At 57.6% G+C, this 25,646-nt stretch carries 26 protein-coding genes and 1 tRNA gene; 9 read left to right on the forward strand and 18 right to left on the reverse strand.

The window, feature by feature from the left end; translation table 11 throughout:
- Nucleotides 1-32: 32 nt before the first annotated feature.
- The 10 genes from iscX to trmJ form a co-directional block, all read right to left on the reverse strand.
- A complete protein-coding gene (iscX, locus tag BM395_RS16940) occupies nucleotides 33-233 on the reverse strand; it encodes a Fe-S cluster assembly protein IscX (protein WP_069901238.1) in 201 nt (66 codons plus the stop codon).
- Between the two features lie 56 nt (nucleotides 234-289).
- Nucleotides 290-628: an ISC system 2Fe-2S type ferredoxin gene (gene fdx / locus BM395_RS16945; RefSeq protein WP_069901237.1), complete on the reverse strand. Its 339-nt coding sequence runs from the start codon at nucleotides 626-628 to the stop codon at nucleotides 290-292.
- 2 nt (nucleotides 629-630) lie between these two features.
- Nucleotides 631-2,496 carry a Fe-S protein assembly chaperone HscA gene (hscA, locus tag BM395_RS16950; protein WP_090514036.1) on the reverse strand — a complete coding sequence of 622 codons (1,866 nt, stop codon included), beginning with the start codon at nucleotides 2,494-2,496 and terminating at the stop codon, nucleotides 631-633.
- A 53-nt stretch (nucleotides 2,497-2,549) separates the two neighbouring features.
- A complete protein-coding gene (gene hscB, locus BM395_RS16955; protein ID WP_090514039.1) occupies nucleotides 2,550-3,071 on the reverse strand; it encodes a co-chaperone HscB in 522 nt (173 codons plus the stop codon).
- A 7-nt stretch (nucleotides 3,072-3,078) separates the two neighbouring features.
- Nucleotides 3,079-3,402: an iron-sulfur cluster assembly protein IscA gene (iscA, locus tag BM395_RS16960; RefSeq protein WP_069901233.1), complete on the reverse strand. Its 324-nt coding sequence runs from the start codon at nucleotides 3,400-3,402 to the stop codon at nucleotides 3,079-3,081.
- 11 nt (nucleotides 3,403-3,413) lie between these two features.
- Nucleotides 3,414-3,800: a Fe-S cluster assembly scaffold IscU gene (iscU, locus tag BM395_RS16965; RefSeq protein WP_069901231.1), complete on the reverse strand. Its 387-nt coding sequence runs from the start codon at nucleotides 3,798-3,800 to the stop codon at nucleotides 3,414-3,416.
- A 42-nt stretch (nucleotides 3,801-3,842) separates the two neighbouring features.
- Nucleotides 3,843-5,057, reverse strand: a complete 1,215-nt coding sequence (locus tag BM395_RS16970) for an IscS subfamily cysteine desulfurase (RefSeq protein WP_069901229.1) — start codon at nucleotides 5,055-5,057, stop codon at nucleotides 3,843-3,845.
- A gap of 49 nt (nucleotides 5,058-5,106) precedes the next feature.
- Entirely contained in the window at nucleotides 5,107-5,598 is a 492-nt protein-coding gene (gene iscR / locus BM395_RS16975; protein ID WP_069901227.1) for a Fe-S cluster assembly transcriptional regulator IscR, read from the reverse strand.
- A gap of 282 nt (nucleotides 5,599-5,880) precedes the next feature.
- On the reverse strand, nucleotides 5,881-6,660 hold the full coding sequence (gene cysE, locus BM395_RS16980; RefSeq protein ID WP_090514208.1) for a serine O-acetyltransferase: 780 nt from the start codon (nucleotides 6,658-6,660) through the stop codon (nucleotides 5,881-5,883).
- Nucleotides 6,653-7,432, reverse strand: a complete 780-nt coding sequence (gene trmJ / locus BM395_RS16985) for a tRNA (cytosine(32)/uridine(32)-2'-O)-methyltransferase TrmJ (RefSeq protein WP_069901223.1) — start codon at nucleotides 7,430-7,432, stop codon at nucleotides 6,653-6,655. Before trmJ ends, cysE begins: the two co-directional genes overlap by 8 nt.
- A 145-nt stretch (nucleotides 7,433-7,577) precedes the next feature.
- On the opposite strand from trmJ, the gene suhB reads away from it, so the two are divergent.
- Nucleotides 7,578-8,393, forward strand: a complete 816-nt coding sequence (gene suhB, locus BM395_RS16990; protein WP_069901221.1) for a type III secretion system regulator SuhB — start codon at nucleotides 7,578-7,580, stop codon at nucleotides 8,391-8,393.
- Between the two features lie 124 nt (nucleotides 8,394-8,517).
- Here the strand turns inward: suhB and BM395_RS16995 are convergent, their stop codons facing one another.
- The 6 genes from BM395_RS16995 to queA all read right to left on the reverse strand — a co-directional run bounded on the left by BM395_RS16995 (nucleotide 8,518) and on the right by queA (nucleotide 14,703).
- On the reverse strand, nucleotides 8,518-9,063 hold the full coding sequence (locus BM395_RS16995) for a glycine zipper 2TM domain-containing protein (protein ID WP_069901219.1): 546 nt from the start codon (nucleotides 9,061-9,063) through the stop codon (nucleotides 8,518-8,520).
- A gap of 237 nt (nucleotides 9,064-9,300) precedes the next feature.
- On the reverse strand, nucleotides 9,301-10,209 hold the full coding sequence (gene secF / locus BM395_RS17000) for a protein translocase subunit SecF (RefSeq protein WP_090514042.1): 909 nt from the start codon (nucleotides 10,207-10,209) through the stop codon (nucleotides 9,301-9,303).
- A 9-nt stretch (nucleotides 10,210-10,218) separates the two neighbouring features.
- On the reverse strand, nucleotides 10,219-12,087 hold the full coding sequence (gene secD / locus BM395_RS17005) for a protein translocase subunit SecD (RefSeq protein ID WP_069901215.1): 1,869 nt from the start codon (nucleotides 12,085-12,087) through the stop codon (nucleotides 10,219-10,221).
- A gap of 62 nt (nucleotides 12,088-12,149) precedes the next feature.
- On the reverse strand, nucleotides 12,150-12,485 hold the full coding sequence (yajC, locus tag BM395_RS17010; protein WP_069901213.1) for a preprotein translocase subunit YajC: 336 nt from the start codon (nucleotides 12,483-12,485) through the stop codon (nucleotides 12,150-12,152).
- Between the two features lie 29 nt (nucleotides 12,486-12,514).
- Nucleotides 12,515-13,639, reverse strand: a complete 1,125-nt coding sequence (tgt, locus tag BM395_RS17015) for a tRNA guanosine(34) transglycosylase Tgt (RefSeq protein ID WP_170827782.1) — start codon at nucleotides 13,637-13,639, stop codon at nucleotides 12,515-12,517.
- A gap of 14 nt (nucleotides 13,640-13,653) precedes the next feature.
- A complete protein-coding gene (gene queA, locus BM395_RS17020; protein ID WP_090514044.1) occupies nucleotides 13,654-14,703 on the reverse strand; it encodes a tRNA preQ1(34) S-adenosylmethionine ribosyltransferase-isomerase QueA in 1,050 nt (349 codons plus the stop codon).
- Nucleotides 14,704-14,813: 110 nt separating this feature from the next.
- Between queA and BM395_RS17025 the strand changes: the two genes are divergently transcribed.
- The 3 genes from BM395_RS17025 to BM395_RS17035 all read left to right on the forward strand — a co-directional run bounded on the left by BM395_RS17025 (nucleotide 14,814) and on the right by BM395_RS17035 (nucleotide 16,036).
- A tRNA-Leu gene (locus BM395_RS17025) sits at nucleotides 14,814-14,898 on the forward strand.
- Nucleotides 14,899-15,233: 335 nt separating this feature from the next.
- The gene (locus tag BM395_RS17030; RefSeq protein WP_003284681.1) at nucleotides 15,234-15,446 is read left to right on the forward strand and encodes a cold-shock protein; all 213 of its coding nucleotides are present in this window, start codon (nucleotides 15,234-15,236) and stop codon (nucleotides 15,444-15,446) included.
- A 95-nt stretch (nucleotides 15,447-15,541) separates the two neighbouring features.
- Nucleotides 15,542-16,036: an RDD family protein gene (locus BM395_RS17035; protein WP_090514047.1), complete on the forward strand. Its 495-nt coding sequence runs from the start codon at nucleotides 15,542-15,544 to the stop codon at nucleotides 16,034-16,036.
- A 73-nt stretch (nucleotides 16,037-16,109) separates the two neighbouring features.
- On the opposite strand, the gene lptG is transcribed toward BM395_RS17035, so the two are convergent.
- On the reverse strand, nucleotides 16,110-17,171 hold the full coding sequence (lptG, locus tag BM395_RS17040; RefSeq protein WP_069901205.1) for an LPS export ABC transporter permease LptG: 1,062 nt from the start codon (nucleotides 17,169-17,171) through the stop codon (nucleotides 16,110-16,112).
- Nucleotides 17,164-18,285, reverse strand: a complete 1,122-nt coding sequence (lptF, locus tag BM395_RS17045) for an LPS export ABC transporter permease LptF (RefSeq protein WP_069901203.1) — start codon at nucleotides 18,283-18,285, stop codon at nucleotides 17,164-17,166. The genes lptG and lptF overlap by 8 nt, the downstream gene beginning before the upstream one ends.
- Nucleotides 18,286-18,428: 143 nt before the next feature.
- On the opposite strand from lptF, the gene BM395_RS17050 reads away from it, so the two are divergent.
- The 5 genes from BM395_RS17050 (at nucleotide 18,429) to nhaC (ending at nucleotide 25,612) form a co-directional block, all read left to right on the forward strand.
- Entirely contained in the window at nucleotides 18,429-19,919 is a 1,491-nt protein-coding gene (locus BM395_RS17050) for a leucyl aminopeptidase (RefSeq protein WP_090514050.1), read from the forward strand.
- Nucleotides 19,920-20,128: 209 nt separating this feature from the next.
- Nucleotides 20,129-20,548: a DNA polymerase III subunit chi gene (locus BM395_RS17055; RefSeq protein ID WP_090514051.1), complete on the forward strand. Its 420-nt coding sequence runs from the start codon at nucleotides 20,129-20,131 to the stop codon at nucleotides 20,546-20,548.
- Between the two features lie 7 nt (nucleotides 20,549-20,555).
- The gene (locus BM395_RS17060; RefSeq protein WP_090514054.1) at nucleotides 20,556-20,987 is read left to right on the forward strand and encodes a DNA polymerase III subunit chi; all 432 of its coding nucleotides are present in this window, start codon (nucleotides 20,556-20,558) and stop codon (nucleotides 20,985-20,987) included.
- A gap of 230 nt (nucleotides 20,988-21,217) precedes the next feature.
- A complete protein-coding gene (locus tag BM395_RS17065; protein WP_090514057.1) occupies nucleotides 21,218-24,070 on the forward strand; it encodes a valine--tRNA ligase in 2,853 nt (950 codons plus the stop codon).
- A gap of 75 nt (nucleotides 24,071-24,145) precedes the next feature.
- Nucleotides 24,146-25,612, forward strand: a complete 1,467-nt coding sequence (nhaC, locus tag BM395_RS17070) for a Na+/H+ antiporter NhaC (protein WP_090514060.1) — start codon at nucleotides 24,146-24,148, stop codon at nucleotides 25,610-25,612.
- Nucleotides 25,613-25,646: the final 34 nt, after the last annotated feature.

The raw sequence follows: 25,646 nt of genomic DNA on the forward strand, positions 1-25,646 counted from the left end.
GCCGGTCGGCGCCCCTATTCAGGGCAGTACAATCAGTCGGCTTCTTCGATCCAAGCCGCCTGAATTGCCTCCAGCACCTTCTCCCCGCCACGCTGCGGGTCATCGCTGAATTCTGGCAAGGCCAAAACCCAGCGATGCAAATCAACGAAATTGACATAGCGCGGATCAACATCCGGCTTGCTGTCGGCCAGTTGAATGGCGATTTCCAGCACATCAGCCCATTTCAGACTCATATAACCGTCTCTCCAGAGAACGTTAAAACCCGGCGCGAGCAATCCGCGCGGTTATATCAATGGCCTTCGGAGACCTGATTGATCGTGTACTTGGGAATTTCGATGACCAAGTCGGTGTCGGTCACAACAGACTGACACGACAGGCGCGAATTAGGCTCCAGCCCCCACGCTTTGTCGAGCATGTCATCTTCCAGCTCATCGGAAGGCTCCAGCGAATTGAAACCCTCGCGCACGATGACGTGGCACGTGGTGCACGCGCAGGACTTCTCGCACGCGTGCTCGATGTCGATGCCGTTGCGCAGCGCAGCGTTAAGTACGGTTTCGCCCGGCTCGGCCTCGAATACGGCCCCTTCCGGGCAGTGTTCGGCGTGCGGCAAAAAAATCAGCTGCGTCATGCTTATTCCTCAATCTCGTTAAGACTACGGCCCGACAAAGCGGCCTTTACCGTAGAGTCCAGGCGACGCGCTGCAAATGCATCGGTCACTTGGGTCAATCGTTTGGTTTGCGCCTCAAGTGCGTGGCCATCGTTGCCCGCAATCAAATCACGCAGTTGTTGCATTTCATGGCCGATCACTTCGCGCTCTTCGCTGTCGAGCAAGCGCTCGCCGTCAGCTGCAACGGCCGCCTCGACCGCTTCAAGCAGACGCTGAGCATCCACTTGCTGCTCACGCAGAACGCGGGCTTGCTTGTCATCGCCGGCATAACTGAATGAGTCTTTGAGCATCTTCGCCACTTGCTCATCAGTCAGACCGTACGAAGGCTTGACCTGAATGCTCGCCTCGACGCCCGACACCAACTCACGCGCCGCAACGCTGAGCAAGCCATCGGCATCCACCTGAAAGGTCACCCGAATCTTCGCGGCACCGGCCACCATTGGCGGGATACCACGCAACTCGAAGCGCGCCAGCGAACGGCAATCGCTGATCAGCTCACGCTCGCCTTGCAGCACGTGAACCATCATTGCGGTCTGGCCGTCTTTGTAGGTGGTGAAATCCTGAGCACGCGCCACTGGAATCGTGGTGTTGCGCGGGATGACCTTTTCCATCAGCCCGCCCATGGTCTCAAGACCCAGCGACAATGGAATTACATCCAACAGCAACAGCTCTTCGCCCTCGCCGCGCTTGTTACCTGCCAGAGTATCGGCCTGAATTGCAGCGCCGATGGCAACCACCTGATCCGGGTCGATATCGGTGAGCGGCTGACGACCAAACATCTCGGCCACAGCCTGACGTACACGCGGTACGCGAGTGGAGCCGCCGACCATAACCACAGCGCCAACGTCTTCAATCTCGATGCCGGCATCACGCACAGCGCGGCGGCAAGCCTTGAGGCTTTGCGCAACCATTGGCTCGATCAACGCATCAAACAGTTCGCGGGTCAGCACACCGCGCCACTGCAAATATTCAACTTCAACCGAATCGCTGGCAGTCAGTCCTTCTTTGGCCGCACACGCGGCATCGAGCAGGCTGCGCTGGGCGCTGGGGTCGATATCGGCGGACAAACCGGCCTGTTCGACAATCCAGCTGGCAATCGCATGGTCGAAATCATCGCCGCCCAGCGCGCTGTCGCCGCCGGTGGCCATCACTTCGAAAACACCGCTGGTGAGGCGCAAAATCGAGATATCGAAGGTGCCGCCGCCCAAGTCGTAGATGGCGACAACGCCTTCGGCTTTCTGATCCAGGCCGTAAGCAACCGCTGCTGCAGTCGGCTCGTTGAGCAGACGCAATACGTTCAAGCCTGCGAGGCGCGCAGCATCTTTGGTGGCCTGACGCTGTGCATCATCGAAATAGGCCGGCACCGTAATCACCGCACCCACCAGCTCGCCACCCAAGGTCAGCTCGGCACGTTCGCGCAGCACCTTGAGAATTTCTGCCGAGACTTCCACCGGGCTTTTGTCACCCTGCACAGTCTGAATAGACGGCATTTGCGACTCGCCACCGACAAAGTGGTAAGGCAGCTGATCGCCCAACTGCTTCACATCGCTCAGACCACGACCCATCAGACGCTTGACCGAAACAATGGTATTGAACGGGTCACTGGAGGCCGCCGCCTTGGCGCCCTCACCCACTTCAATACGGTCAGCGTGATAGCGCACTGCCGACGGCAGAATGATCTTGCCTTCGGCATCAGCCAGCGGTTCGGAAAGGCCACTGCGCAAGGCAGCAACCAGCGAATTGGTGGTACCCAGGTCGATCCCCACTGCCAGCCGACGCTGGTGTGGCTGGGGGCTCTGTCCGGGCTCAGCGATCTGCAGTAAGGCCATGATTAATAAATGCTTATCTGAATATCAAGCGCACCCTTACGGGCGCGCGAGCGTTAATCGTCGAGGCGCTCTTCCAACTGGCGGACCTCGTGGGAAAGCTTGTCGAGAAACTGCATGCGACGCATCAGGCGCTCGGCCTCTTCACGTCGCGCGGCATCATCCCAACAAACCGCAAAGCTCTCGTTCAACTCGTCCTGCGCCTGCTTCAAACTGCGCTTGAAACGCAACACGCCGTCGATATCCGCAGCGTCCTGCAAGTCTTCAAGCTCTTCACGCAGCTGAATCTGCTGCATCAGGAAATCCGGGTCGTGCACCGTGACTTCCAGCGGCAATTCAGGACCACTCAGCGCCAGCAGATAGCGGGCGCGTTGCGGCGCGTTCTTCAGCGTTTGATAGGCCTCATTGAGGCTCGCGGACTTTTCCAGCGCAGAGCGCTGTTCACGCGCATCGGCATCGGCGAAACGGTCCGGATGAACCGTGCGCGCCAATTCGCGATAACGCGTGGCAAGCTGATCGAGGTCCAGGCGAAAACTCGGCTGGAGGTCGAACAAGGCAAAATGACAAGGAGTACCCACAGTAGCCTCAGATGTTGAAGCTTTCGCCGCAGCCACATTCGCCGCGCACGTTTGGGTTGTTGAACTTGAACCCTTCGTTCAAGCCCTCCTTGACGAAGTCCAGCTCGGTGCCATCGAGGTAAACCAGGCTCTTGGGATCAATAATGACCTTGACCCCGTGGCTCTCAAACACCTGGTCTTCGCTGGCGGTTTCGTCGACGAACTCCAGCACATAGGCCAAGCCCGAGCAGCCAGTGGTGCGAACGGCCAAACGAATGCCCTCGCCCTTGCCGCGCCCATCAAGGGAACGCTGGACGTGGCGAGCCGCCGCTTCGGTCATGCTGATAGCCATCGACAACCTCCTTAAACCAAACCTTTCTTCTGCTTGTAATCGCGCACGGCTGCCTTGATGGCATCCTCAGCGAGTACCGAGCAGTGAATCTTCACCGGCGGCAATGCCAGCTCTTCTGCCAGCTGGGTATTCTTGATGGTTTCTGCCTCATCAAGGGTCTTGCCCTTCATCCACTCGGTTGCGAGGGAGCTGGAAGCAATCGCCGAACCGCAGCCGTAGGTCTTGAACTTGGCGTCTTCAATTACGCCCGACTCATTTACCTTGATCTGCAGACGCATCACGTCACCACACGCCGGAGCGCCGACCATGCCGGTGCCAACATCTGGATCTTGCGCGTCCATCTTGCCGACGTTGCGCGGATTTTCGTAGTGGTCGATGACCTTTTCGCTGTAAGCCATGTTATCTATTCCTCACTCATCAGGCGCCGCTCAACGGCAGCTTTAGTGTGCCGCCCATTCAACCTGGGACAGATCGACACCTTCTTTGAACATATCCCACAGCGGCGACAATTCGCGCAGTTTGGTCACTGCTTCGCGCACTTTGGCTGCGGCGTAATCAACTTCTTCTTCGGTAGTGAAGCGGCCGAAGGTGAAACGAATCGAGCTGTGCGCCAGTTCATCGTTACGACCCAGCGCACGCAACACATACGACGGCTCAAGCGATGCCGATGTACAGGCCGAGCCCGACGATACAGCAAGATCCTTGAGCGCCATGATCAGCGACTCGCCTTCAACATAGTTGAAGCTCAGGTTCAGGTTGTGCGGTACACGGGCAGTCATGCTGCCGTTGATGTACAGCTCTTCCATGTCGGCCAGGTGCGCATAAAAACGATCGCGCAGGGCCAGCAGACGCTGGTTTTCAGCAGCCATTTCAGCCTTGGCAATGCTGAACGCTTCACCCATGCCTACGCACTGGTGAGTTGCCAGCGTACCGGAACGCATACCGCGCTCATGGCCACCGCCGTGGGTCTGTGCTTCCAGACGTACGCGCGGCTTGCGACGAACGTACAGAGCGCCCACGCCTTTCGGGCCGTAAGTCTTGTGCGCAGAGAACGACATAAGGTCAACCTTGAGGTTCTCGAGGTTGATTTCAACCTTGCCAGTCGACTGAGCCGCATCAACGTGGAAGAAAATCCCACGCGAGCGCGTCAGTTCGCCAATGGCAGCGATGTCGTTGACGGTGCCGATCTCGTTGTTGACGTGCATGATCGAAACCAGAATGGTGTCTTCACGCAACACAGCTTCAACCATCGCCGGCGTGATCAGACCATCCTCGCCCGGCTCGATGTAAGTGACTTCAAAGCCTTCACGCTCAAGCTGACGCATGGTGTCGAGAACAGCTTTGTGCTCGATCTTCGACGTAACAAGGTGCTTGCCCTTGCTCTTGTAGAAATCAGCGATGCCTTTGATAGCGAGGTTATCGGATTCGGTTGCGCCGGAGGTCCAGACGATCTCACGTGGATCGGCACCTACCAGTTCAGCAACCTGACGACGCGCATTCTCAACCGCTTCTTCTGCCTTCCAGCCAAAGAAGTGGGAGCGCGATGCCGGATTACCGAAGTTACCGTCAGCGGTCAGGCAATCGACCATTTTTTGCGCCACACGCGGATCGACCGGCGTGGTAGCGGAATAATCCAGATAAATCGGCAATTTCATTGATTCTCTCCTAATCAGGATTCAGGCCTTGCGAGCCGGCACCTTGTCTTCAGTCGACGGCGGATGCTGCAATTTTGTCTAATTGTGGGGATCGGCTGTTGCAATGACGCTGATCCTGGCGCTGTGCAACTTCTTGCACTTCGCTGCGAGTTACCAAGTCAGCCAGGCTGATACCACTTAGAAACTCGTGAATTTGCTGGCTCAAATCGCACCACAAATGGTGCGTGAGGCAAGTGTCGCCACCATGACAATCGCCCTGCCCCTGGCAGCGCGTGGCATCAACCGACTCGTTCACGGCGTCAATTACTTCGGCTACCTGTATCCCGCGCATGTCACGCGAAAGCTGGTAGCCGCCACCCGGGCCGCGAACACTGGAAACCAGGCTACCGCGACGCAGCTTGGCAAAAAGCTGCTCCAGATAGGACAGGGAGATACCTTGACGCTCTGAAATGTCGGCGAGTGACACCGGCCCTTTTTGCGCATGCAGCGCCAAATCGAGCATGGCGGTCACGGCATAACGGCCTTTTGTAGTCAGTCGCATTAGAGGTTTACCGAAGGTCACTACTATGCAGTGAGTATGCAATTCCCGAGTATTTAAGTCAACTATAAGACCTATCGTTTTACTCGGGATTAGCTGTCAGCGTGCAGTAAAAAGGCGCCGCGACAGTGATAGACGTTTTGCGTAAAGCCGCAAGCCAGAGCCATTTACCCGGAACCAGCCCGGACAACACCCATTGGCGAACAGCCGACTCAAGCAGATTGCAGGCACTTAGCCCGCAAGCGAGGGCGCGTAGCATAGCAACATGCCACGCGCCGTTCCACATTATGCCGCCGGCTTATCGTCCTGCTCTTTACACACACCGACGAAATCTTCATCGCGCAGCGCTGGCAAGGCTTTCACATCGAAGTCTTCGTCGAGGGTTTTCAGCGCCTTGCACATGCGATCAAGACGACCATCCACGGCTTGCAGGTGATCGAGCAGTTGCCCAATCGCCTTGGACACCGGATCCGGCATGTCCTGACCCACACCATAGGAATCGAAGCCGAGCTTTTCAGCCATGGCCTGACGCTTGGCTTCCTGATCATCTGTCGCCTTGACGATGATCTTGCCCGGAATACCCACAGCCGTAGCGCCCGCTGGCACAGCCTTGGTCACAACGGCGTTGGAGCCGATCTTGGCGCCCGCACCCACAGTAAATGGCCCCAGCACCTTGGCACCGGCACCCACCACGACGCCATCTTCAAGCGTTGGGTGGCGTTTGCCCTTGTTCCAGCTGGTACCGCCCAGCGTCACACCCTGATAGATGGTGACGTCGTCACCGATCTCGGCCGTTTCGCCAATCACGATGCCCATGCCGTGGTCGATAAAGAACCGCCTGCCGATACGCGCACCCGGATGGATCTCGATACCGGTGAGCCAACGCGAGAAGTTCGACACCACGCGCGCCAGCCATTTCCAGCCAGAACCCCAGAGCGCGTGCGCACAGCGATGCAACCACATAGCATGCAGACCGGGATAACAAGTCACGACCTCAAGGGTATTACGTGCTGCCGGATCCCGATGGAACACACTTTGAATGTCTTCTCGCATACGCTCAAACATCATCTTTCCCCTGCTTGTGGTGCTCACCGCGCGCCGCCTTGACCGTCTCGGTTAGTACGCCGCGCAAAATATTCATTTCAAGCTTGCTGATACCGCTGCGCCCATAAAGACGACGCAGGCGACTCATCAGGTGCCGCGGCTTGGCTGGATCGAGGAAACCGATCTCAACCAGTGCCAACTCCAGATGACTATAGAAAGACTCCAGCTCGTCCGCCGTTACGGCCTGTGAACTGAGCATCGAAGTGGACTCGAATTTCTCGACCTTGGTCGGCTGGTTCTCAGCAGCCAGCCACGCCATGCGCACTTCATATGCCAACACCTGCACGGCAGCGGCCAGATTCAACGAGCTGAAATCCGGGTTAGACGGGATATGCACATGGAACTGACAACGCTGCAGCTCTTCGTTGGTGAGGCCGGCATATTCACGGCCAAACACCAATGCCACTTCGCCGCCCTGCCGGGCCTGCTCGCAGGAAGTCACGCCGCACTCACGCGGATCCAGCAACGGCCACGGGATACGCCGGTCGCGAGCACTGGTACCAAGCACCAATGTGCAACCCACAAGCGCTTCTTCGAGGGTGCCGACAATTTGTGCATTGTCGAGAATATCGGTGGCACCCGAAGCGCGCGCCACGGCATCACCGCTTGGGAAATCAATCGGATCAACCAGGACCAGACGCGACAAGCCCATGTTTTTCATGGCCCGCGCAGCCCCGCCGATGTTGCCGGGATGACTGGTATTGACCAAAACCACACGGATATTATCTAGCAACGTCGCTACTCACTAAAACGTCAGAGGGGCTGAAATCTTACAGAAGCCGATGTGTTTATGCCATGCAGGACAAACGGGACTCTTTTTCTACTACGCTTTTCTGATATAATTTTCGGCTTTCTTTAACGACCCAGGTGACACATCCATGCAGCCTATGCTGAATATCGCGCTGCGCGCAGCCCGTAGCGCCGGTGAAATGATCTTCCGCTCAATCGAACGCCTGGACGTCATCTCGGTAGACGAGAAAGATGCCAAAGATTACGTGACCGAGATCGACCGCTCTGCCGAGCAACTGATTATTCAGGCTTTGCGCAAAGCCTACCCGAATCACGGCTTTCTTGGCGAAGAAAGCGGCCTGACCCCAGGCTCCGGCGAAGGCGCCGACTACCTGTGGATTATTGATCCACTGGACGGCACCACCAACTTCATCCGTGGCGTTCCGCACTTTGCCGTCAGCCTGGCGTGCAAATACCGTGGCCGTCTTGAGCACGCGGTAGTTATCGATCCGGTTCGTCAGGAAGAATTCACTGCAAGCCGTGGCCGTGGCGCTGCACTGAATGGTCGTCGCCTGCGCGTGAGCAATCGCAAGAGCCTCGAAGGCGCTCTGCTCGGCACGGGCTTCCCGTTCCGCGACAGCCAAATGGACAACCTTGAGAACTACCTTGGCATGTTCCGCAGCCTGGTCGGCCAAACTGCCGGTGTTCGCCGCGCAGGCGCAGCCAGCCTCGACCTCGCCTACGTTGCAGCCGGTCGTTTCGATGCGTTCTGGGAGTTCGGCCTGTCTGAGTGGGACATGGCGGCAGGCGCTCTGCTGATTCAAGAAGCAGGCGGCCTGATCAGCGACTTCAGCGGCGGCCACGACTTCCTTGAAAAGGGCCAGATCGTTGCCGGTAACACCAAGTGCTTCAAGGCGGTACTTACCGCCATCCAGCCACACATGTCGGCCTCGCTTAAGCGCTAAGCCTCATGCTGTGCCAAAAGCGCCTTCGGGCGCTTTTTTATTGTCTGCAATTTAATCGCCAGCGAACAGGCAAAAAAATACCCGCCAGCACAACGCCAGGCGGGTATTTTTTGTCAGCCGAAATTTACTGCTGCTGCAGATCCGCTTCGCTCAGCACCAACTGACCGTCTTTAACCGGAATCGCACGACCCGGATCGCTGGCCATACGTACTTCACCGATCTTGCCGTCGAGGTTGTACTTGACGTTATAACCGACCAGCTTCTGGCTGGTGTCGGTTACGGTGTTACAGCGCGTCTCGGTCGTGGTGTAGGTGTCATTGTTCTGCATGTTCTCCTGCACCTTGTTACCGGCATAACCGCCACCGATAGCACCGGCTGCCGTGGCAATCTTCTTACCACTGCCGCCACCCACCTGATTACCCAGCAAACCACCTACTACCGCGCCAATCGCGGTACCGGCAATCTGATGCTGATCCTGCACCGGTTTACGGCGGGTGACAGCAACATCCTTGCAGACCTCGCGCGGGGTCTTGATGGTTTCATTGATTGGCTTTACCGCCAGCACTTCGGCGTAGTCGGGCCCGCTGACATAGTTATAAGTCGCAACGGCGCCACCAGCAGTCACAGCAACAGCGCCCAAAACGGTACCCACTAGCAATGACTTGTTCATATCTATCTCCCAACTATTGTTCTGGCACTTAACGGCCTTGTTGCAAATGAGACATCCACAAGCCCCTGCTAGTTCCACCCGCTCAGCGCTTCAGCCCGCTATTAGTACGGGTTCACAGATTTTCATCGCGGCCATAAAAAAACACCCAGACGGCAAAACCGACTGGGTGCTCTTTAAGATGAAGCGGCGTAAAGCGCCGATCATTCAGGCTATACAAAACGCCTGACGGAACGAGCCTTAAGGCATTTCATCCACTTCTTCAGTTACAACCGGCGGGATCAGGTCTTCGACGGTCAGGTCGAGCCAGATCAGCACTACGTTGGCAATGTAAACCGATGAGTAAGTACCGGCAAACACACCAATGAACAGCGCGATAGAGAAGCCGAACAGGTTGTCACCGGCAAACATCAGCAGTGCACCAATGGCCAGCAACGTCGAGATCGAGGTTGCCAAGGTACGCAGCAGCGTTTGCGTGGTCGACACGTTGATGTTCTCGATCAACGTAGCCTTGCGCAGCACGCGGAAGTTTTCCCGCACGCGATCGAATACCACGATGGTGTCGTTCAGCGAGTAACCGATGATCGCCAGAATCGCCGCCAGCACGGTCAGGTCGAAGGTGACCTGAAAGAACGACAGCAGACCCAGGGTGATGATCACGTCGTGCAGCAACGAAACCACAGCACCGACGGCGAACTTCCATTGGAAACGGAAAGCCAGGTACAGCAGTACGCCGCCCAACGCCAACAGCATGCCGATGCCGCCCTGATCGCGCAGCTCTTCACCCACTTGCGGGCCGACGAACTCAACCTTTTTAACCTGCAGCTTGTCGCCCGAATCGCGCAGAGCGGTCGCCACCTTGGTGCCCAGCTCCGGGTCATCACCCTGCATGCGCACCACAACATCAGTGGTCGCACCAAAGCTCTGCACCACGGCATCGGCAAAACCTGCCGCGCCCAGCGTGGAGCGAACCTTACTCAGGTCCGCTGGCTGCTCGTAAGCCAGTTCGATCTGCGTACCGCCAGTGAAATCCAGGCCGTAATTCAGCCCCTTGACGAAGAAGCTGCCCAACGCCAGGAGCGTCAGCAGTGCAGTCACGGCGAACGCAAGGTTGCGCACGCCCATGAAGTTAATCGTACGTTTGCTCATGTCAGCCCCTTAAATCCACAGCTTCTTGAAGTCACGGCCGCCGAAGATCAGATTGACCATGGCGCGTGTGACCCAGATTGCAGTGAACATCGAAGTGAGAATACCCAGCGAAAGGGTGACCGCGAAGCCTTTGACCGGCCCTGTACCCATTGCGAACAGGATGCCACCCACCAGCAAGGTAGTAAGGTTGGCGTCGATGATCGCTGAGAAAGCACGGTCGAAACCTTCGTGCATGGCGCGCTGTACCGACATGCCATTGGCAATCTCTTCACGTATCCGCGAGAAGATCAGCACGTTGGCGTCTACCGCCATACCCATGGTCAGTACGATACCGGCGATACCCGGCAAGGTCAGCGTGGCATTGAGCAGAGACATCAAGGCCAGCAGCAGCACCATGTTGAATGCCAGCGCAATCGTTGCCAGCACACCGAAGAAGCGGTAGATGGCAATGATGAACAGCGAAACGAAGAGCATGCCCCACAGCGCGGCCGTTACGCCCTTGGCAATGTTGTCGGCACCGAGGCTCGGGCCGATGGTGCGCTCTTCAGCAAAGTACATAGGCGCCGCCAGACCACCCGCACGCAACAGCAGCGCAAGCTCGGAAGACTCGCCCTGACCGTTCAGGCCGGTAATACGGAACTGGCTGCCCAGCGGAGACTGAATAGTCGCCAGGCTGATGATTTTCTTCTCTTCGGTGAAGCTCGGCACCGAGACTTCCTGCTCGACGCCATCAACAACCTTGCGCACAAGCTTGCTGACCGGCTTCTGCTCGATGAAGATCACCGCCATGCTGCGCCCGACATTGCTGCGGGTTGCACGGTTCATCAAGTCGCCACCGTGGTTATCCAGACGGATATTCACCTGCGGACGACCATTTTCATCGAAGCTCGCACTGGCATCCGTGACCTGGTCACCGGTGATGATCAGGTCACGCTCCAACTGCACCGGCGGACGGCCCGGCTCACGGAAATCGAAGGATTCAGTGGAGGCACGCGAAGCATCGGCAGCCGCTTCAAGGCGGAACTCGAGGTTGGCGGTCTTACCGAGAATACGCTTGGCTTCAGCTGTGTCCTGCACGCCTGGCAATTCAACCACGATACGGTTGGCGCCCTGGCGCTGTACCAGCGGCTCAGCTACACCCAGCTCGTTGACACGGTTGCGCACAGTTGTCAGGTTTTGCTTGATCGAGTATTCGCGAATTTCAGCCACTTTGGCCTGATTCAGCGCCAAGCGCAGAACCTGCAAGCCATCACGCTCAAGCGAGGTGATGTCGAAGTCGCGGTAATCAGCAGTAATCAGGCGCTGGGCTTTTTCCAGCGTCGCCTCGTCAGAGAAGCCCAACTGAATGGCGCCATTGAGTTCCGGCAGGCTGCGATAGCGCACGCGCTCTTTACGCAGCAAGCTCTTAACTTCGCCTTCATAGACCTTGCGCCGTGCATCCAGCGCTTTTTCCATGTCGACTTCGAGCAGGAAGTGAACACCGCCCGACAAGTCGAGGCCCAGCTTCATTGGGCTGGCACCGACGTTACGCAACCACTGAGGCGTGGTCTGAGCAAGGTTGAGGGCAACTACAAAGTCACCACCCAGCGCCTTGCGCACAATATCTTTAGCTGGCAACTGGTCCTTCTTCTCGACCAGGCGCAGCAAACCACCTTTACCTTGCGCTGCCAATTCAAGCCCTTTGACTTCAATGCCGGCTTCTTTCAAAGCAGCACTGGCGAGATCCAGGTTGGCTTGAGTGATCTGTTGCGCCGTGCTGTTACCGGTGATCTGAATCGCCGGATCATCAGGGTACAGGTTGGGTGCCGAGTACAAAAAGCCGACCGCGAGCACAGCCACGATCAGCAGATACTTCCAAATGGGAAATTTATTGAGCATGACGCCGCCCGTTATGACGAGGGGCGCATTAAGCGCCCCATCGAATAAAAATTATGTGAATCTTAAATAGCTTTCAGCGTGCCTTTCGGCAGAGTGGCAGCAATCGCTACCTTCTGAATTTTAAGTTCAACGGTGTCAGACACTTCAATGACTACGAAGTCATCACTGACCTTGGCAATACGGCCGGCGATACCGCCAGTAGTTACCACTTCGTCGCCCTTTTGCAGGCTGCCGAGCAGATTCTTGTGCTCTTTAGCGCGCTTGGACTGTGGGCGCCAGATCATCAGATAGAAGATGACCAGGAAACCGACCAGAAATACCCACTCAAAACCGCTACCTGCGGGGCCCGCAACCGAAGCAGCACCGTCAGCGTATGCAGCAGGGATCAAAAAGCTCATTTAACACTCCTGTTGGAAAGGTCTTATAACTAGTTATTAGTGTCCAGCGGTGGCGTTGGAAGCCCGCGCCGAGCATAGAAGTCATCGACAAAGGCGGCCAATGTACTCTGTTGAATAGCCTCGCGCAAACCAGCCATAAGGCGCTGATAGTGACGCAAGTTGTGGATTGTATTGAGCATACTGCCCAGCATTTCGCCACACTTATCCAGATGATGCAGATACGCGCGCGAAAAATTCTTGCAGGTATAGCAATCACAGGACGAATCCAACGGAGAATCATCGTGTTTGTGCACGGCGTTACGAATCTTCAGTACGCCAGTATCCACAAACAAATGGCCATTGCGCGCGTTGCGAGTTGGCATTACGCAATCAAACATGTCGACGCCCCGGCGCACACCTTCTACCAGATCTTCAGGCTTACCAACGCCCATCAGGTAACGAGGTTTGTCAGCCGGCATGACGTCTGGCAGGTAGTCGAGCACGCGGATCATTTCTTCTTTCGGTTCACCCACCGACAAACCGCCAATTGCGAGGCCGTCGAAACCGATTTCATTGAGGCCTTCGAGCGAACGCATGCGCAGTTCTTCGTGCATGCCGCCCTGAACGATACCGAACAGCGCCGCCGTGTTATCGCCATGCGCCTCTTTCGAGCGCTTGGCCCAACGCAGCGACAGCTCCATCGAACGCTTGGCCACATCGAACTCGGCCGGATACGGCGTGCACTCGTCGAAAATCATCACAATGTCAGAGCCCAGATCACGCTGAACCTGCATCGACTCTTCCGGGCCCATGAACACCTTGGCGCCGTCAACGGGGGAGGCGAAAGTAACGCCCTCCTCCTTGATCTTGCGCATGGCGCCCAGGCTGAACACCTGAAAACCACCGGAATCAGTAAGAATCGGACCTTTCCACTGCATAAAGTCATGCAGGTCGCCGTGCTTTTTAATCACTTCAGTGCCAGGACGCAGCCACAGGTGAAAGGTATTGCCCAGAATCATCTGCGCACCGATCGCCTCGATATCACGCGGCAACATACCTTTTACCGTGCCGTAGGTACCGACTGGCATGAATGCCGGAGTTTCTACCACGCCACGCGGAAAAGTAAGACGACCGCGTCGGGCTTTGCCCTCGGTCGCCAGTAATTCGAAAGACATGCGGCAGGTGCGCGTCATACTTGTTCCTCAGGCCCGCGTGCCGCGGGATTGCGGGTGATGAACATGGCATCACCGTAACTAAAGAAGCGATAAGCCTCAGCGACCGCACTTTTATAGGCCGCCATGGTTTCGGGATATCCGGCAAACGCCGAGACCAGCATGAGCAGTGTCGACTCAGACAGGTGGAAGTTGGTCACCAGCGCATCGACCACATGGAACGGACGCCCCGGGTAGATAAAAATGTCGGTGTCGCCACTGAATGGTTTAAGCACGCCATCACGCGCGGCGCTTTCCAGCGAACGCACACTGGTCGTCCCCACCGCGACTACCCGACCGCCGCGTGCACGACAGGCTGCAACCGCATCCACCACTTCCTGGCTGACTTCGAGCCATTCAGTGTGCATGTGGTGATCTTCAATGCGCTCGACGCGCACCGGCTGGAAGGTGCCTGCGCCCACGTGCAAGGTGACAAATGCGGTGGATACACCCTTGGCGGCAATTGCCTCCATTAAAGGCTGATCAAAATGCAGCCCGGCGGTGGGGGCGGCAACAGCACCGGCACGCTCGGCGTATACAGTTTGATAACGCTCGCGATCCGCCGCCTCGTCAGGGCGATCAATATAGGGCGGCAGCGGCATATGCCCGACGCGCTCAAGCAACGGCAACACCGGCTCATTAAAGCGCAACTCAAACAAGGCATCGTGGCGGGCAAGCATTTCAGCTTCGCCGCCGCCATCAATGAGAATCATCGAGCCAGGCTTGGGCGACTTGCTCGAGCGCACATGCGCCAATACCCGGTAAGCATCCAGCACGCGCTCTACCAGCACTTCGAGCTTGCCGCCCGAGGCTTTTTGGCCGAACAGGCGCGCAGGAATAACCCGGGTATTGTTGAATACCATCAGGTCGCCCGGCTGCAGATGATCAAGTACATCGGCAAATTGGCGATGGTTAATTTCACCCGTCGGGCCGTCCAGAGTCAGCAAACGACTAGCGCGCCGCTCAGCAAGGGGATGGCGGGCGATCAGGGTTTCAGGCAGTTCAAATCGAAAGTCAGCAACACGCATGGCGGGAGGATCGTATAGCAGGGCGCAAAAGTTTAACGGAAAATGTAGAAATTGACCACGCAATGCATTGACCAACGGCAAAGTCGTCCTTATACTCCGCCGCCATTAGTGCCCCGGTGGCGGAATCGGTAGACGCGGCGGATTCAAAATCCGTTTTCGAAAGAAGTGGGAGTTCGAGTCTCCCCCGGGGCACCAATCTTCTAAAAGTTGTTTGTTGAGCCAACAAACCAACTGCATCAAAGGTCAACTTGCCACAGATCCTGTCGCGCATTTACAGACCCAAAAAATCTAGCATCACACTGAGCTTTACCCTAGCCCGCCTAGCTATACCCTGTTTTAGGGGTTGGCATTTGCTGCGGAGTTAGCGTAGAGTTATTTGACTGTGTTTGCATGGGTCGCCGTGAATTGTGACCTGATGCAGTAGATCCTAGATCCGCTACATCCCGTTCGCTTTGTTACTCCTTGCAACCAGTCTCAGTCCTTCTATTATGAGGAGGCTGTCATCAACTTTAAGTTTCAAGGAATAAGACATGTCGAATCGTCAGAACGGTACCGTCAAGTGGTTTAACGACGAGAAAGGTTTTGGTTTTATCACTCCAGAAAGCGGTCCGGATCTGTTCGTGCATTTCCGCGCGATCGAAGGTAATGGCTTCAAGAGCCTGAAAGAAGGCCAAAAAGTCAGCTTCGTCGCTGTACAAGGTCAAAAAGGCATGCAGGCTGACCAGGTTCAAATCCAGGAATAAGCCCGCCGCTTTGAAAAACCCCTGATGGCGACATCAGGGGTTTTTTTATGGGTATCATCTTCTGCCTATCACCACCCTCAAGACACGAGCTGCCAATGCCCAAACACCTCCTGCGCCCGCAAGGTGAATTTCCAGCCGCTGGCCTGCCCCGCCGCTGCGCCGCCATGTTTTATGACTTCCTGCTGTGCGTCGCCCTGCTGATTGTCGTCACCTTCATTTATAAACTGATTCTCATGGGCTTTTACGGCGCCGACACCCTGCGCGAGATGTCCGACGCCGGCGCACTGGACGGCGACCCGATCCTGTCGACCATTCTGTTTTTCTGCCTGTTCGGCTTTTTCAGCAAGTTCTGGACTTACAACGGCCAGACGCTGGGCATGCAGGTATGGGGCATTCGCATCCAGAACGCCGATGGCAGCGCGATCAGCCTGTGGCAGGCATTGCTGCGCTTCGTGATTTCTATCGCCTCCTGGCTATGCTTGGGGCTGGGTTTCTTCTGGATCCTCTGGGACAAACAAAAGCGCAGCTGGCACGACATCTATTCCGAGTCGCAAACGGTTCAGTTGCCCAAGAACATCCACAAGAAATAGTTAACCGCCGCGCATTAAAAAGCCCCCGACGCATCACTGCATCGGGGCTTTTTAATGCGCGCGCTGAGTGGCGCTAGCCTGCCCTGCGCATCAGCAGCAGCCCCGCGAACGCACAGATTCCGGCAGGCACCAGCACCGCAAATAGCGGCGAGAAGCCAAACACCAGACTCGAAGGGCCAAGCAGGTCCTGGGCGATCTTGAACACAAAGCCCACCAGCACACCGGTAAATACACGCTGGCCGAGCGTTACCGAGCGCAACGGGCCAAAGATGAACGAGATGGCCATCAATACCAGCGCACCCGTTACCACCGGCTGCAACACCTTGGTCCAGAATGCCAGCCAGTACTGGCCATTATTCAGGCCCTGCGCCCCCAGATAATGGATGTAACCCCACAACCCGCTGATTGATAACGCATCCGGCTCCAACACCACCGTGCCGAGTAATTGCGGCGTCAGTTCGACATCCCAGCGCTCTGTCGGCGTGGTGACAACTTCAGTGCGATCTTCATGGAATACCGTGGTATTGACGTTCTCAAGCGCCCAGTGATCCTGCTGATACGTCGCCTTGCGGGCAAAGCTCGATGACAGCATGTGGCGCTGATCATCAAACCGATAGCGGGTCACACCAAACAGTACTCCATTCGGCTGCACGGCGTTGATGTGCACGAACTCATCGCCCTGACGATGCCACAGGCCACGCTTGGAGCTTTGCGCTTCACCGCCGCCCTGAGCCATCGAGCGCCCGGCCTCGGCCTTGTTTTCACTCCAGGGTGCAAGGTATTCACCGATCAGAATACCCACCAACATCAGCACCAGCATCGGCTTCATGACCGCCCAGACGATCCGACCGATGGAGACACCGGCGGCGCGCATGATGGTCAACTCACTGTTGCTGGCAAGCCCGCCCAAACCAATGAGGCAGCCGATTAGCGCCGCCATTGGCAGCATTTCATAGGCACGGCTCGGGGTGGTCAGCAACACGTACCACGCGGCCTGGGCCATGCCGTAGTTTTCATCGATATCGCCCAGTTCATCAATGAAAGCGAAAAGCAGCGCCAAGCCGACAATAACCCCGAGCACAGCCAGAATGGCCATGAAAACCTGAGCACCGATGTAGCGGTCGAGCTTACCCACGAGCCACCTCCGCACGCTGCTTGCGGCTCAGCATCTTCAGGCGCAACGGTTCCCAGTAGAGCAAACTCAAACCAATCAAAGCGAACACCCCGTGAACCCACCATAAGCCCAGCGCATGCGGGATCTTGCCTTTATCCAGCGCACCACGGGCAGCAATCAGAATCGACAGATAAGCCATGTACAAGAGAATCGCCGGCAGCAATTTGAGGAAGCGGCCCTGACGCGGATTAACCCGCGACAACGGCACGGCCATCAAGGTGACGATGAATACCAGCAATGGAATCGACAAGCGCCACTGCAACTCGGACTGATAACGAATGTTGTCGCTGCCGATCAGATCGCGGGTGGGCACCGCTTCACGGTCACTGATCTCCGAGCTGACTTCAGGCTTGGGCAGCAACACGCCATAGGTGTCATATTTAATGGCCCGGTAATCCGCTTTACCCGGATTGCCGTCATAGCGGTAACCGTTTTCCAGCACCAGATAACGGCTGCCATCGGGCTGTACTTCCTGACGCCCGCTTTCGGCCACCAGCACAGTAATGCCGCGCTCTTTGGCGCCGTCATTCGACAGACGTTTCTCGGAGATGAACACGCCACCCAACTCGCTGCGATCATTCGACAGTTCCTGGGTGTAGGTAACCCGCGAGCCTTCACGCAGCGCCTGGAATCGCCCTGGCACCAGGGTATCGAACTCAGTCAGGGCATCCTGCTCGTTAAGAATCTGCGCCACGCGGGTGACCCCTTGCGGTGCCAGTCCGAGGCTCAGCCAGCCCACCAGCAACGCGACCAGCGCCGCTGGGATCATGGTGTAACCGAGCAGGCGCTGCTGGCTCATGCCGGTTGCCGACAACACAGTCATCTCGCTTTCGAGGTAAAGACGCCCGTAAGCCAGAAGAATCCCGAGGAACAGACCCAGCGGTAAAATCAGTTGCAGGAAGCCCGGCAGGCGAAATCCCATAATCAGGAACAACACGCCAGGGTCCAGCGCACCAGAAGCGGCTTGCGCAAGGTACTTGATGAAACGCCCACTCATGATGATTACCAGTAACACGGCACTCACCGCGGTTAAGGTAGTCAAAACTTCGCGGGATAAATAACGGAAGACGATCAAACCAGACACTCCAGGGTTGTCAGGCTCAGGCAGCTAAGCTCAAACTAGCCACACCATTTGCCAGCCCGCAGACTCTGCGAACCACGTAAAATTTGTCGCCATTATCCAGCAATACCGACTCGTTGTCTTGAGGACACCATTCCATGGAATTTTTTGTCAAAAGCGCTCGTCCGGAAACACTGAAAACCGCCACGCTAGTCATCACTGTAGGCGAAGGCCGCAAACTGGGTGAAGCCGCCCAAACGATAGACGCCGCCACCTCAGGTGCAATCAGCGCTCTGCTCAAGCGCGGCGACCTTGCCGGCAAACTTGGCCAGACCCTGCTGGCGCACAATCTGCCTAACCTCAAAGCCGAACGCGTGCTGCTGGTTGGCAGCGGTAAAGACGCCGAGTTGTCTGACCGCCAATTTCGCAAAATGCTCAGCGCCGCCTATGCAGTATTGAAAGGTTTGGGCGGCAGCGACGCCATTCTGGCGCTCAACGAGCTGAAAGTTAAAGGCCGTGACACCTACGGCAAGACCCGTCTGCTGGTAGAAACACTGGAAGACGGCACGTATCAGTTCGATCAGTTCAAGAGCCAGAAGGCTGACGCTATCGCCCTGAAAAAAATCACTCTGATCACCGACAAGGCTGATCAGGCGGATGCAGAGCGCGCCAGCAATCAGGCCAAGGCCATTGCCAAAGGCATGGCGTTCACCAAAGACCTCGGCAACATGCCGCCGAACATCTGCCACCCAAGCTACCTGGCTGAACAGGCCAAAGAGCTGAGCAAGGCATATAAAGGTCTCAAGGTCGATATTCTCGACGAGAAAAAGCTCAAGGCCCTCGGCGCCGGCGCATTCCTCGCAGTGGCGCAAGGCAGCGAGCAGCCGCCGCGCATGATTGTCATGAACTATCAGGGCGCCAAGAAAACCGACAAACCTTATGTTCTGGTCGGTAAAGGGATCACCTTCGACACCGGCGGCATCAGCATCAAGCCGGCAGCCGGCATGGATGAGATGAAGTACGACATGGGCGGCGCGGCCAGCGTATTCGGCACCCTCAAAGCCGTACTCGAAATGCAACTGCCAATTAACCTGGTGTGCGTTCTGGCCTGCGCCGAGAACATGCCAAGCGGCGGCGCCACGCGTCCTGGCGATATCGTCACGACCATGAGCGGGCAAACAGTTGAAATCCTCAACACCGACGCCGAAGGCCGACTGGTGCTGTGTGACGCGCTGACCTACGTCGAGCGTTTCAAACCGCAAGCGGTTATCGACATCGCCACCCTCACTGGCGCCTGCATCGTTGCCCTCGGCAGCAATGTTTCCGGCCTGATGGGCAACAATGATGAACTGGTCCAGCAGATCCTCGGCGCTGGTCTCACTGCAGACGACCGCGCCTGGCAATTGCCGCTGTACGATGAATATCAGGAACAGCTCGACAGCCCGTTCGCCGATATCGCCAACATTGGCGGCCCGAAAGCCGGCACCATCACCGCAGGTTGCTTCCTGTCGCGCTTCGCCAAGAAGTACAATTGGGCGCACCTGGACGTTGCAGGCACCGCATGGATCAGCGGCGGCAAAGACAAAGGCGGCAGCGGCCGTCCGGTGCCATTGCTGACACAGTACCTGCTCGACCGCAGCGAAGCTTAAGTAACAGGCTATCGGGATGCGCGCGGGCCATTCGCGCGCTACCTTTAGTGTTAACAGCGCAACACGTGCGAGCCTCGCCTGCTGCAATAAATGCAGGGCCAACGCCAGCATGCTGATTTACTGGCGACTGGCCTGATGGCGAGGCTCGACACGATGCTGACCCGTGGAACATTCTCCACCCCAACCTGTACCGCAACGATGGCCCACGCATGCCGCGAATAGAATTCTATGTACTGCCCGATAGCGATCCAGCCAAGCGCCTCAAAGCCGCTTGCGTACTGGCGATGAAGGCGTGGCGCGCCGGTTTGCCGGTGTTCCTGCGCGGCAGCGATGCCGAACAGTGCGCAACCCTCGATCAACTGCTCTGGGCGTTCAAGAACGACTGCTTTGTACCCCACGATCTGGTTGAGGACGATGCCAACTCACCCGTGGTGATCGGCCGCGACCAGCCACCTGCCAGCGAGCAGGGCGTGCTGATCAACCTTGACCAGAACCTTTCGCCGCACACCGAACAGTTCGCCCGGGTGATTGAAATAGTCAATCAGCAACCCGAACTGCTCCAAGCCTGCCGCGACAATTTCCGCACCTACCGCGACCGCGGTTTTGCCCCTAAACGAGTTGAACTGTAAGAGCACCATGGACAACCCAATGCCTCCTCGCGAACCCAAGCAGCTTTTGGATGACCTTGAATCCATCCGCGAACTGCTGGGCGATGACAGCCTCGAGCCGCCGCTGCTGACCGAAGAAGTCGCTGACGACTTTGATGACATCGACGATGTGCCGCTGCTTTCGGAAACCATCACAGAGCCACCGCAGCAGATAACCAGCAAAACCCCACTGGCCAAAGCCGTCGTTCATGAGCCGGGCACCATCAGTGCGCTGCGCCAGACCGTGCAGGAGTCGATCAGCCGCGACAGTGAAATGAACCGACTCGACAGCGAATTGCGCGCCGCGGCGCAGTTGATTCTGCAGGACGTGATCGATGACTTCGTGCCGCAGATCGAAGCCGAATTGCGTTCTCGCCTCGAAGCGCGCCTGAGCCGCCTGTTGCCGCCGCGCAAGTCCTGAGCGGCAACGCCTCGCCAGCATGTTCGCCACAGCGAAAATGCTGGCTTCTACCCGTCCAATCCACACTCTCACCCGCCAGAAACTGCCCAAGCTGCCTACTCGCTGGCAGATAGCGATTGCCACAGGTCAATAATCGGCACCTCTGCCGACGCTTACCCTTACGCCACAGGCCCCTTCCCCGCTATACTTGTCGGCTTTTCCGATCAGCCGTCAAAAGGGTCCCGCCGCGCATGGACAAGACCTACCAGCCGCACGCCATTGAAACCTCCCTGTACCAGAACTGGGAAGCGAACAACTATTTCGCCCCACAAGGTTCGGGTCAGCCGTACACCATCATGATCCCGCCGCCGAATGTCACCGGCAGCCTGCACATGGGCCATGGTTTCAACAACTCGATCATGGATGCGCTGATTCGTTTCCGCCGCATGCAAGGCCGCAATACGCTGTGGCAGCCAGGCACCGACCACGCGGGCATCGCCACGCAAATGGTGGTTGAACGCCAACTGGCCGCCGATGGCGTGAGCCGTCACGACCTGGGCCGCGACAAGTTCCTGGAAAAAGTCTGGGAATGGAAAGAGCAGTCCGGCGGCACCATCACCCGTCAGATTCGCCGCCTCGGCTCCTCGGTAGACTGGTCGCGCGAGCGCTTCACCATGGACGACGGCCTGTCGGACGCGGTTAAAGAAGCCTTCGTGCGCCTGCACAAAGACGGCCTGATCTATCGCGGCAAGCGTCTGGTCAACTGGGACACCAAGTTCCACACCGCCATTTCCGATCTCGAAGTGGAAAACCACGACGAGAAAGGTCACCTGTGGAACCTCAAGTACCCGCTGGCTGACGGCAAGACCACCGCTGAAGGCAACACTTACCTGATCGTCGCCACGACGCGTCCGGAAACCATGCTCGGCGACGCCGCCGTTGCCGTGCACCCGGAAGACGAGCGCTACAAGTCGCTGATCGGCAGCTTTGTCGAATTGCCGCTGGTTGGCCGTCGCATCCCGATTATTGCTGACGATTACTGCGACCCTGAATTCGGCACCGGCTGTGTGAAAATCACCCCGGCGCACGACTTCAACGACTATGAAGTCGGCAAACGCCACAACCTGACCCTGCTGAATATCTTCGACAAGAACGCAGTGGTGCTGGCGAACGCACAAGCTTTCAACATCGACGGCAGCGTCAATGCCCAAGCCGATACCGCCCTGCCCGCAGAATTCGCCGGGCTTGACCGTTTCGAGGCGCGCAAGCAGATCGTTGCAGCCTTCGACGCCGCCGGTTTGCTGGTCAGCGTTGATGACCACGCCCTGAAAGTGCCGAAAGGCGACCGTTCGGGCACCATCATTGAGCCGTGGCTGACCGATCAGTGGTACGTATCGACCAAGTCGCTGGCTGAGCCTGCGATTGCAGCCGTTGAGGACGGCCGTATCCAGTTCGTGCCCAAGCAGTACGAAAACATGTACTTCAGCTGGATGCGTGACATTCAGGACTGGTGCATCAGCCGTCAGCTCTGGTGGGGCCACCGCATTCCGGCCTGGTACGACGATGCCGGCAACGTTTATGTCGGTCGCACCGAAGCCGAAGTTCGCAGCGAAAACCAGTTGGGCGACGACGTTGCCCTGCGCCAGGACGAAGACGTACTGGATACCTGGTTCAGCTCGGGCCTGTGGACCTTCTCGACACTGGGCTGGCCGCAGCAAACTGAATTCCTCAAGACCTTCCACCCGACTGACGTGTTGGTGACCGGTTTCGACATCATTTTCTTCTGGGTTGCCCGGATGATCATGCTCACCATGCATTTGGTGAAGAACGAAGACGGCACGCCGCAGGTTCCGTTCAAGACCGTTTACGTTCACGGCCTGGTGCGCGACGGTCAGGGCCAGAAGATGTCCAAGTCGAAGGGTAACGTGCTCGACCCGCTGGATATCGTTGACGGCATCGACCTCGAAAGCCTGCTGACCAAGCGTACCAGCGGCATGATGCAGCCAAAACTGGCCGAGAAGATCGCCAAGCAGACCCGCGCCGAGTTCCCGGAAGGTATTGCGGCATACGGCACCGACGCCCTGCGCTTCACCAACTTGTCGCTGGCCTCGACCGGCCGCGATATCAAGTTCGACATGGGCCGCGTCGAGGGTTACCGCAACTTCTGCAACAAGATCTGGAACGCCGCCAACTTCGTCATCGAGAACACCGATGGCCAGGACACTGGTATCAATGGCGAAGCCGTCGAATTGTCGTCGGTCGACCGCTGGATCATCTCGCAGCTGCAACGCACCGAAGCCGCTGTAACCCGTCACCTCGACGCCTTCCGTTTCGACCTCGCCGCCTCGGCCCTGTACGAATTCATCTGGGACGAATACTGCGCCTGGTACCTGGAACTGGTTAAGCCGGTTCTGTGGGACGAGAACGCGCCAATCGAACGCCAGCGCGGCACGCGCCGCACACTGATTCGCGTGCTGGAAGTTGCGCTGCGTCTGGCGCATCCGTTCATGCCGTTTATCACCGAAGAAATCTGGCAGCGGATCAAGGCGCAAGCGGGCGCTACCGGCGACACCATCATGCTGCAGGCCTGGCCAGTAGCGAATGAGGCGCGTATCGACGCGGCCGCCGAAGGTGATATCGAGTGGGTTAAAGCCCTGATGCTTGGCCTGCGCCAGATCCGTGGCGAGATGAATATCTCGATGGCCAAGCGTATCGACATCATCCTCAAGAACGCCAACAGCGAAGATCAGCGCCGCCTGCAGGAAAACGCACCGCTGCTCAACAAGCTGGCCAAGCTTGAGTCCGTCACCATTCTCGCCGCTGGCGATGAGCCACCGATGTCGGCCACCGCCCTGGTTGGCGACATGGAAGTATTGGTGCCGATGGCTGGCCTGATCGACAAAGCGGCTGAACTGGGCCGTTTGGACAAGGAAATCCAGCGTCTGGAAGGCGAAGTCAAACGTGTTGGCGGCAAGCTCGGCAATGCCGGTTTCGTCGACAAGGCTCCGGCTGAAGTGATCGAGAAAGAGCGCGCCAAACTGGCCGAAGCCGAACAGGCTCTGGGCAAGCTGGCAGAGCAACGCGCCCGTATCGCCTCGCTGTAATCCATTCACCCGCACTACCCGCCGAGGCCCGCTCCAACTAAAGAGCGGGCCTCGGCGTTTCTAATTGGTACTGACATGTCTAACCCGCGCTCCCCTTCTCTTTTCGATGCATTGCTGCCGATCAGCGTGCTGATCGTTCTGCTTGGCCTGTCGGTCTTTCTTTATGGCGACAGCTCTTCCAGCGGCCCCAACCAGATTGCGCTGATGAGCGCCGCGTTTGTCGCCGGTGTCATCGGCCTGAAAAACGGTTGGCGCTGGGCAGACATCGAAGAAGGAATTCTGGCTGGCATTCATCTGGCCATGAAAGCCAACCTGATTCTGCTCGCCGTGGGTGCGCTGATCGGCACATGGATTCTGGCCGGCACGGTGCCCACCATGATCTGGCTCGGCCTCAAGCTGATTTCGGCCGAATATTTCTACATCACCAGCTGCCTGATCTGCGCCCTGACGGCGCTGTCGATCGGCAGTTCGTGGACGGTCGCCGGTACGCTTGGCATTGGCCTGATGGGCGTCGCTTCGGGCCTCGGCCTCGATCCGGCGATTACCGCCGGGGCAATCATTTCCGGCGCCTACTTTGGCGACAAGCTCTCGCCGCTGTCCGACACCACCAATCTGGCCCCCGCTGCTGCCGGATCGGACCTGTTCGCCCACATCCGCTTAATGCTGCGCACCACCGTGCCGGCATTGTCGATTGCGCTGGTGATCTTCTTTGTACTCGGGCAGAACGCTGCCGAAAGCCATGACACCGGCCGCATCGCTGAAGTGCTGCAAGCTCTGGAGAGCCAGTTCAATCTGGGTTGGTACCTGCTGCTTCCCGTGGCCATGCTGCTGTTTCTGGCCGTGCGTCAGTGCGCGGCCTTTCCGGCCATTTTCATTGGCGCGCTGGTTGGCGCCGTATTCGCCGTGATCTTCCAACCGGATGTCATGGCGCGTCTGGCCGACCCGGCGGCGGGCAGTCTGTCTTCGCTTAAAACCGTGTGGACGGCGCTGTTCGCCGGTTACGAGTCGCACAGCGGCAACGCCTCGCTGGACGGCCTGCTCTCCAAAGGCGGCATGGGCAGCATGTTGACGACCGTGTGGCTGATCATCTGCGCCATGTGTTTTGGCGGTGTACTGGAAAAGCTCGGTTTGCTCCAGCGCCTGCTCGAAAGCGCGATTCATCTGGCCAAGAGCACCAGCAGCCTGATCGCCAGCACCGTAGTCACAACTATTGGCACCAATATCATTACCGCCGACCAATACATTGCGCTGGTATTGCCCGGCCGCATGTACCGCGCCGAATACGAGAAGCGCGGCATCGAGCCGGTTTACCTGTCACGCGCACTCGAAGACGGCGGCACGCTGACCTCGGTTCTGGTGCCGTGGAACACCTGCGGCGCCTACATGGCGGCCACGTTGGGGGTTTCCACCCTGACCTATCTGCCGTACTGCTTCTTCAACCTGATCATGCCGTTCATGGCGATCTTCGTGGCCTACACGTGGCCGCCCAAAGCACTGGCGGAAACCGGCAAAGCCGACGCCGCTGAAAGCGAAGCGGCATAAGCTACTGTCACGCACATCGGGCAGCTGCGCATGG

Source organism: Pseudomonas marincola (genome assembly GCF_900116605.1).
GTDB lineage: Bacteria > Pseudomonadota > Gammaproteobacteria > Pseudomonadales > Pseudomonadaceae > Aquipseudomonas > Aquipseudomonas marincola.

Coding starts and splice junctions, on each gene's coding strand:
- BM395_RS16970 (WP_069901229.1), bottom strand. CDS start 5,057: ATGAAATTGCCGATTTATCTGGATTATTCCGCTACCACGCCGGTCGAT.
- BM395_RS17065 (WP_090514057.1), top strand. CDS start 21,218: ATGGACAAGACCTACCAGCCGCACGCCATTGAAACCTCCCTGTACCAG.
- BM395_RS17035 (WP_090514047.1), top strand. CDS start 15,542: ATGCCCAAACACCTCCTGCGCCCGCAAGGTGAATTTCCAGCCGCTGGC.
- iscA (WP_069901233.1), bottom strand. CDS start 3,402: ATGGCTATCAGCATGACCGAAGCGGCGGCTCGCCACGTCCAGCGTTCC.
- nhaC (WP_090514060.1), top strand. CDS start 24,146: ATGTCTAACCCGCGCTCCCCTTCTCTTTTCGATGCATTGCTGCCGATC.
- BM395_RS17060 (WP_090514054.1), top strand. CDS start 20,556: ATGGACAACCCAATGCCTCCTCGCGAACCCAAGCAGCTTTTGGATGAC.
- secD (WP_069901215.1), bottom strand. CDS start 12,087: ATGCTCAATAAATTTCCCATTTGGAAGTATCTGCTGATCGTGGCTGTG.
- BM395_RS17030 (WP_003284681.1), top strand. CDS start 15,234: ATGTCGAATCGTCAGAACGGTACCGTCAAGTGGTTTAACGACGAGAAA.
- BM395_RS16995 (WP_069901219.1), bottom strand. CDS start 9,063: ATGAACAAGTCATTGCTAGTGGGTACCGTTTTGGGCGCTGTTGCTGTG.
- tgt (WP_170827782.1), bottom strand. CDS start 13,639: ATGTCTTTCGAATTACTGGCGACCGAGGGCAAAGCCCGACGCGGTCGT.
- iscX (WP_069901238.1), bottom strand. CDS start 233: ATGAGTCTGAAATGGGCTGATGTGCTGGAAATCGCCATTCAACTGGCC.
- iscU (WP_069901231.1), bottom strand. CDS start 3,800: ATGGCTTACAGCGAAAAGGTCATCGACCACTACGAAAATCCGCGCAAC.
- fdx (WP_069901237.1), bottom strand. CDS start 628: ATGACGCAGCTGATTTTTTTGCCGCACGCCGAACACTGCCCGGAAGGG.
- iscR (WP_069901227.1), bottom strand. CDS start 5,598: ATGCGACTGACTACAAAAGGCCGTTATGCCGTGACCGCCATGCTCGAT.
- yajC (WP_069901213.1), bottom strand. CDS start 12,485: ATGAGCTTTTTGATCCCTGCTGCATACGCTGACGGTGCTGCTTCGGTT.
- secF (WP_090514042.1), bottom strand. CDS start 10,209: ATGAGCAAACGTACGATTAACTTCATGGGCGTGCGCAACCTTGCGTTC.
- queA (WP_090514044.1), bottom strand. CDS start 14,703: ATGCGTGTTGCTGACTTTCGATTTGAACTGCCTGAAACCCTGATCGCC.
- BM395_RS17055 (WP_090514051.1), top strand. CDS start 20,129: ATGCCGCGAATAGAATTCTATGTACTGCCCGATAGCGATCCAGCCAAG.
- hscA (WP_090514036.1), bottom strand. CDS start 2,496: ATGGCCTTACTGCAGATCGCTGAGCCCGGACAGAGCCCCCAGCCACAC.
- BM395_RS17050 (WP_090514050.1), top strand. CDS start 18,429: ATGGAATTTTTTGTCAAAAGCGCTCGTCCGGAAACACTGAAAACCGCC.
- suhB (WP_069901221.1), top strand. CDS start 7,578: ATGCAGCCTATGCTGAATATCGCGCTGCGCGCAGCCCGTAGCGCCGGT.
- cysE (WP_090514208.1), bottom strand. CDS start 6,660: ATGTTTGAGCGTATGCGAGAAGACATTCAAAGTGTGTTCCATCGGGAT.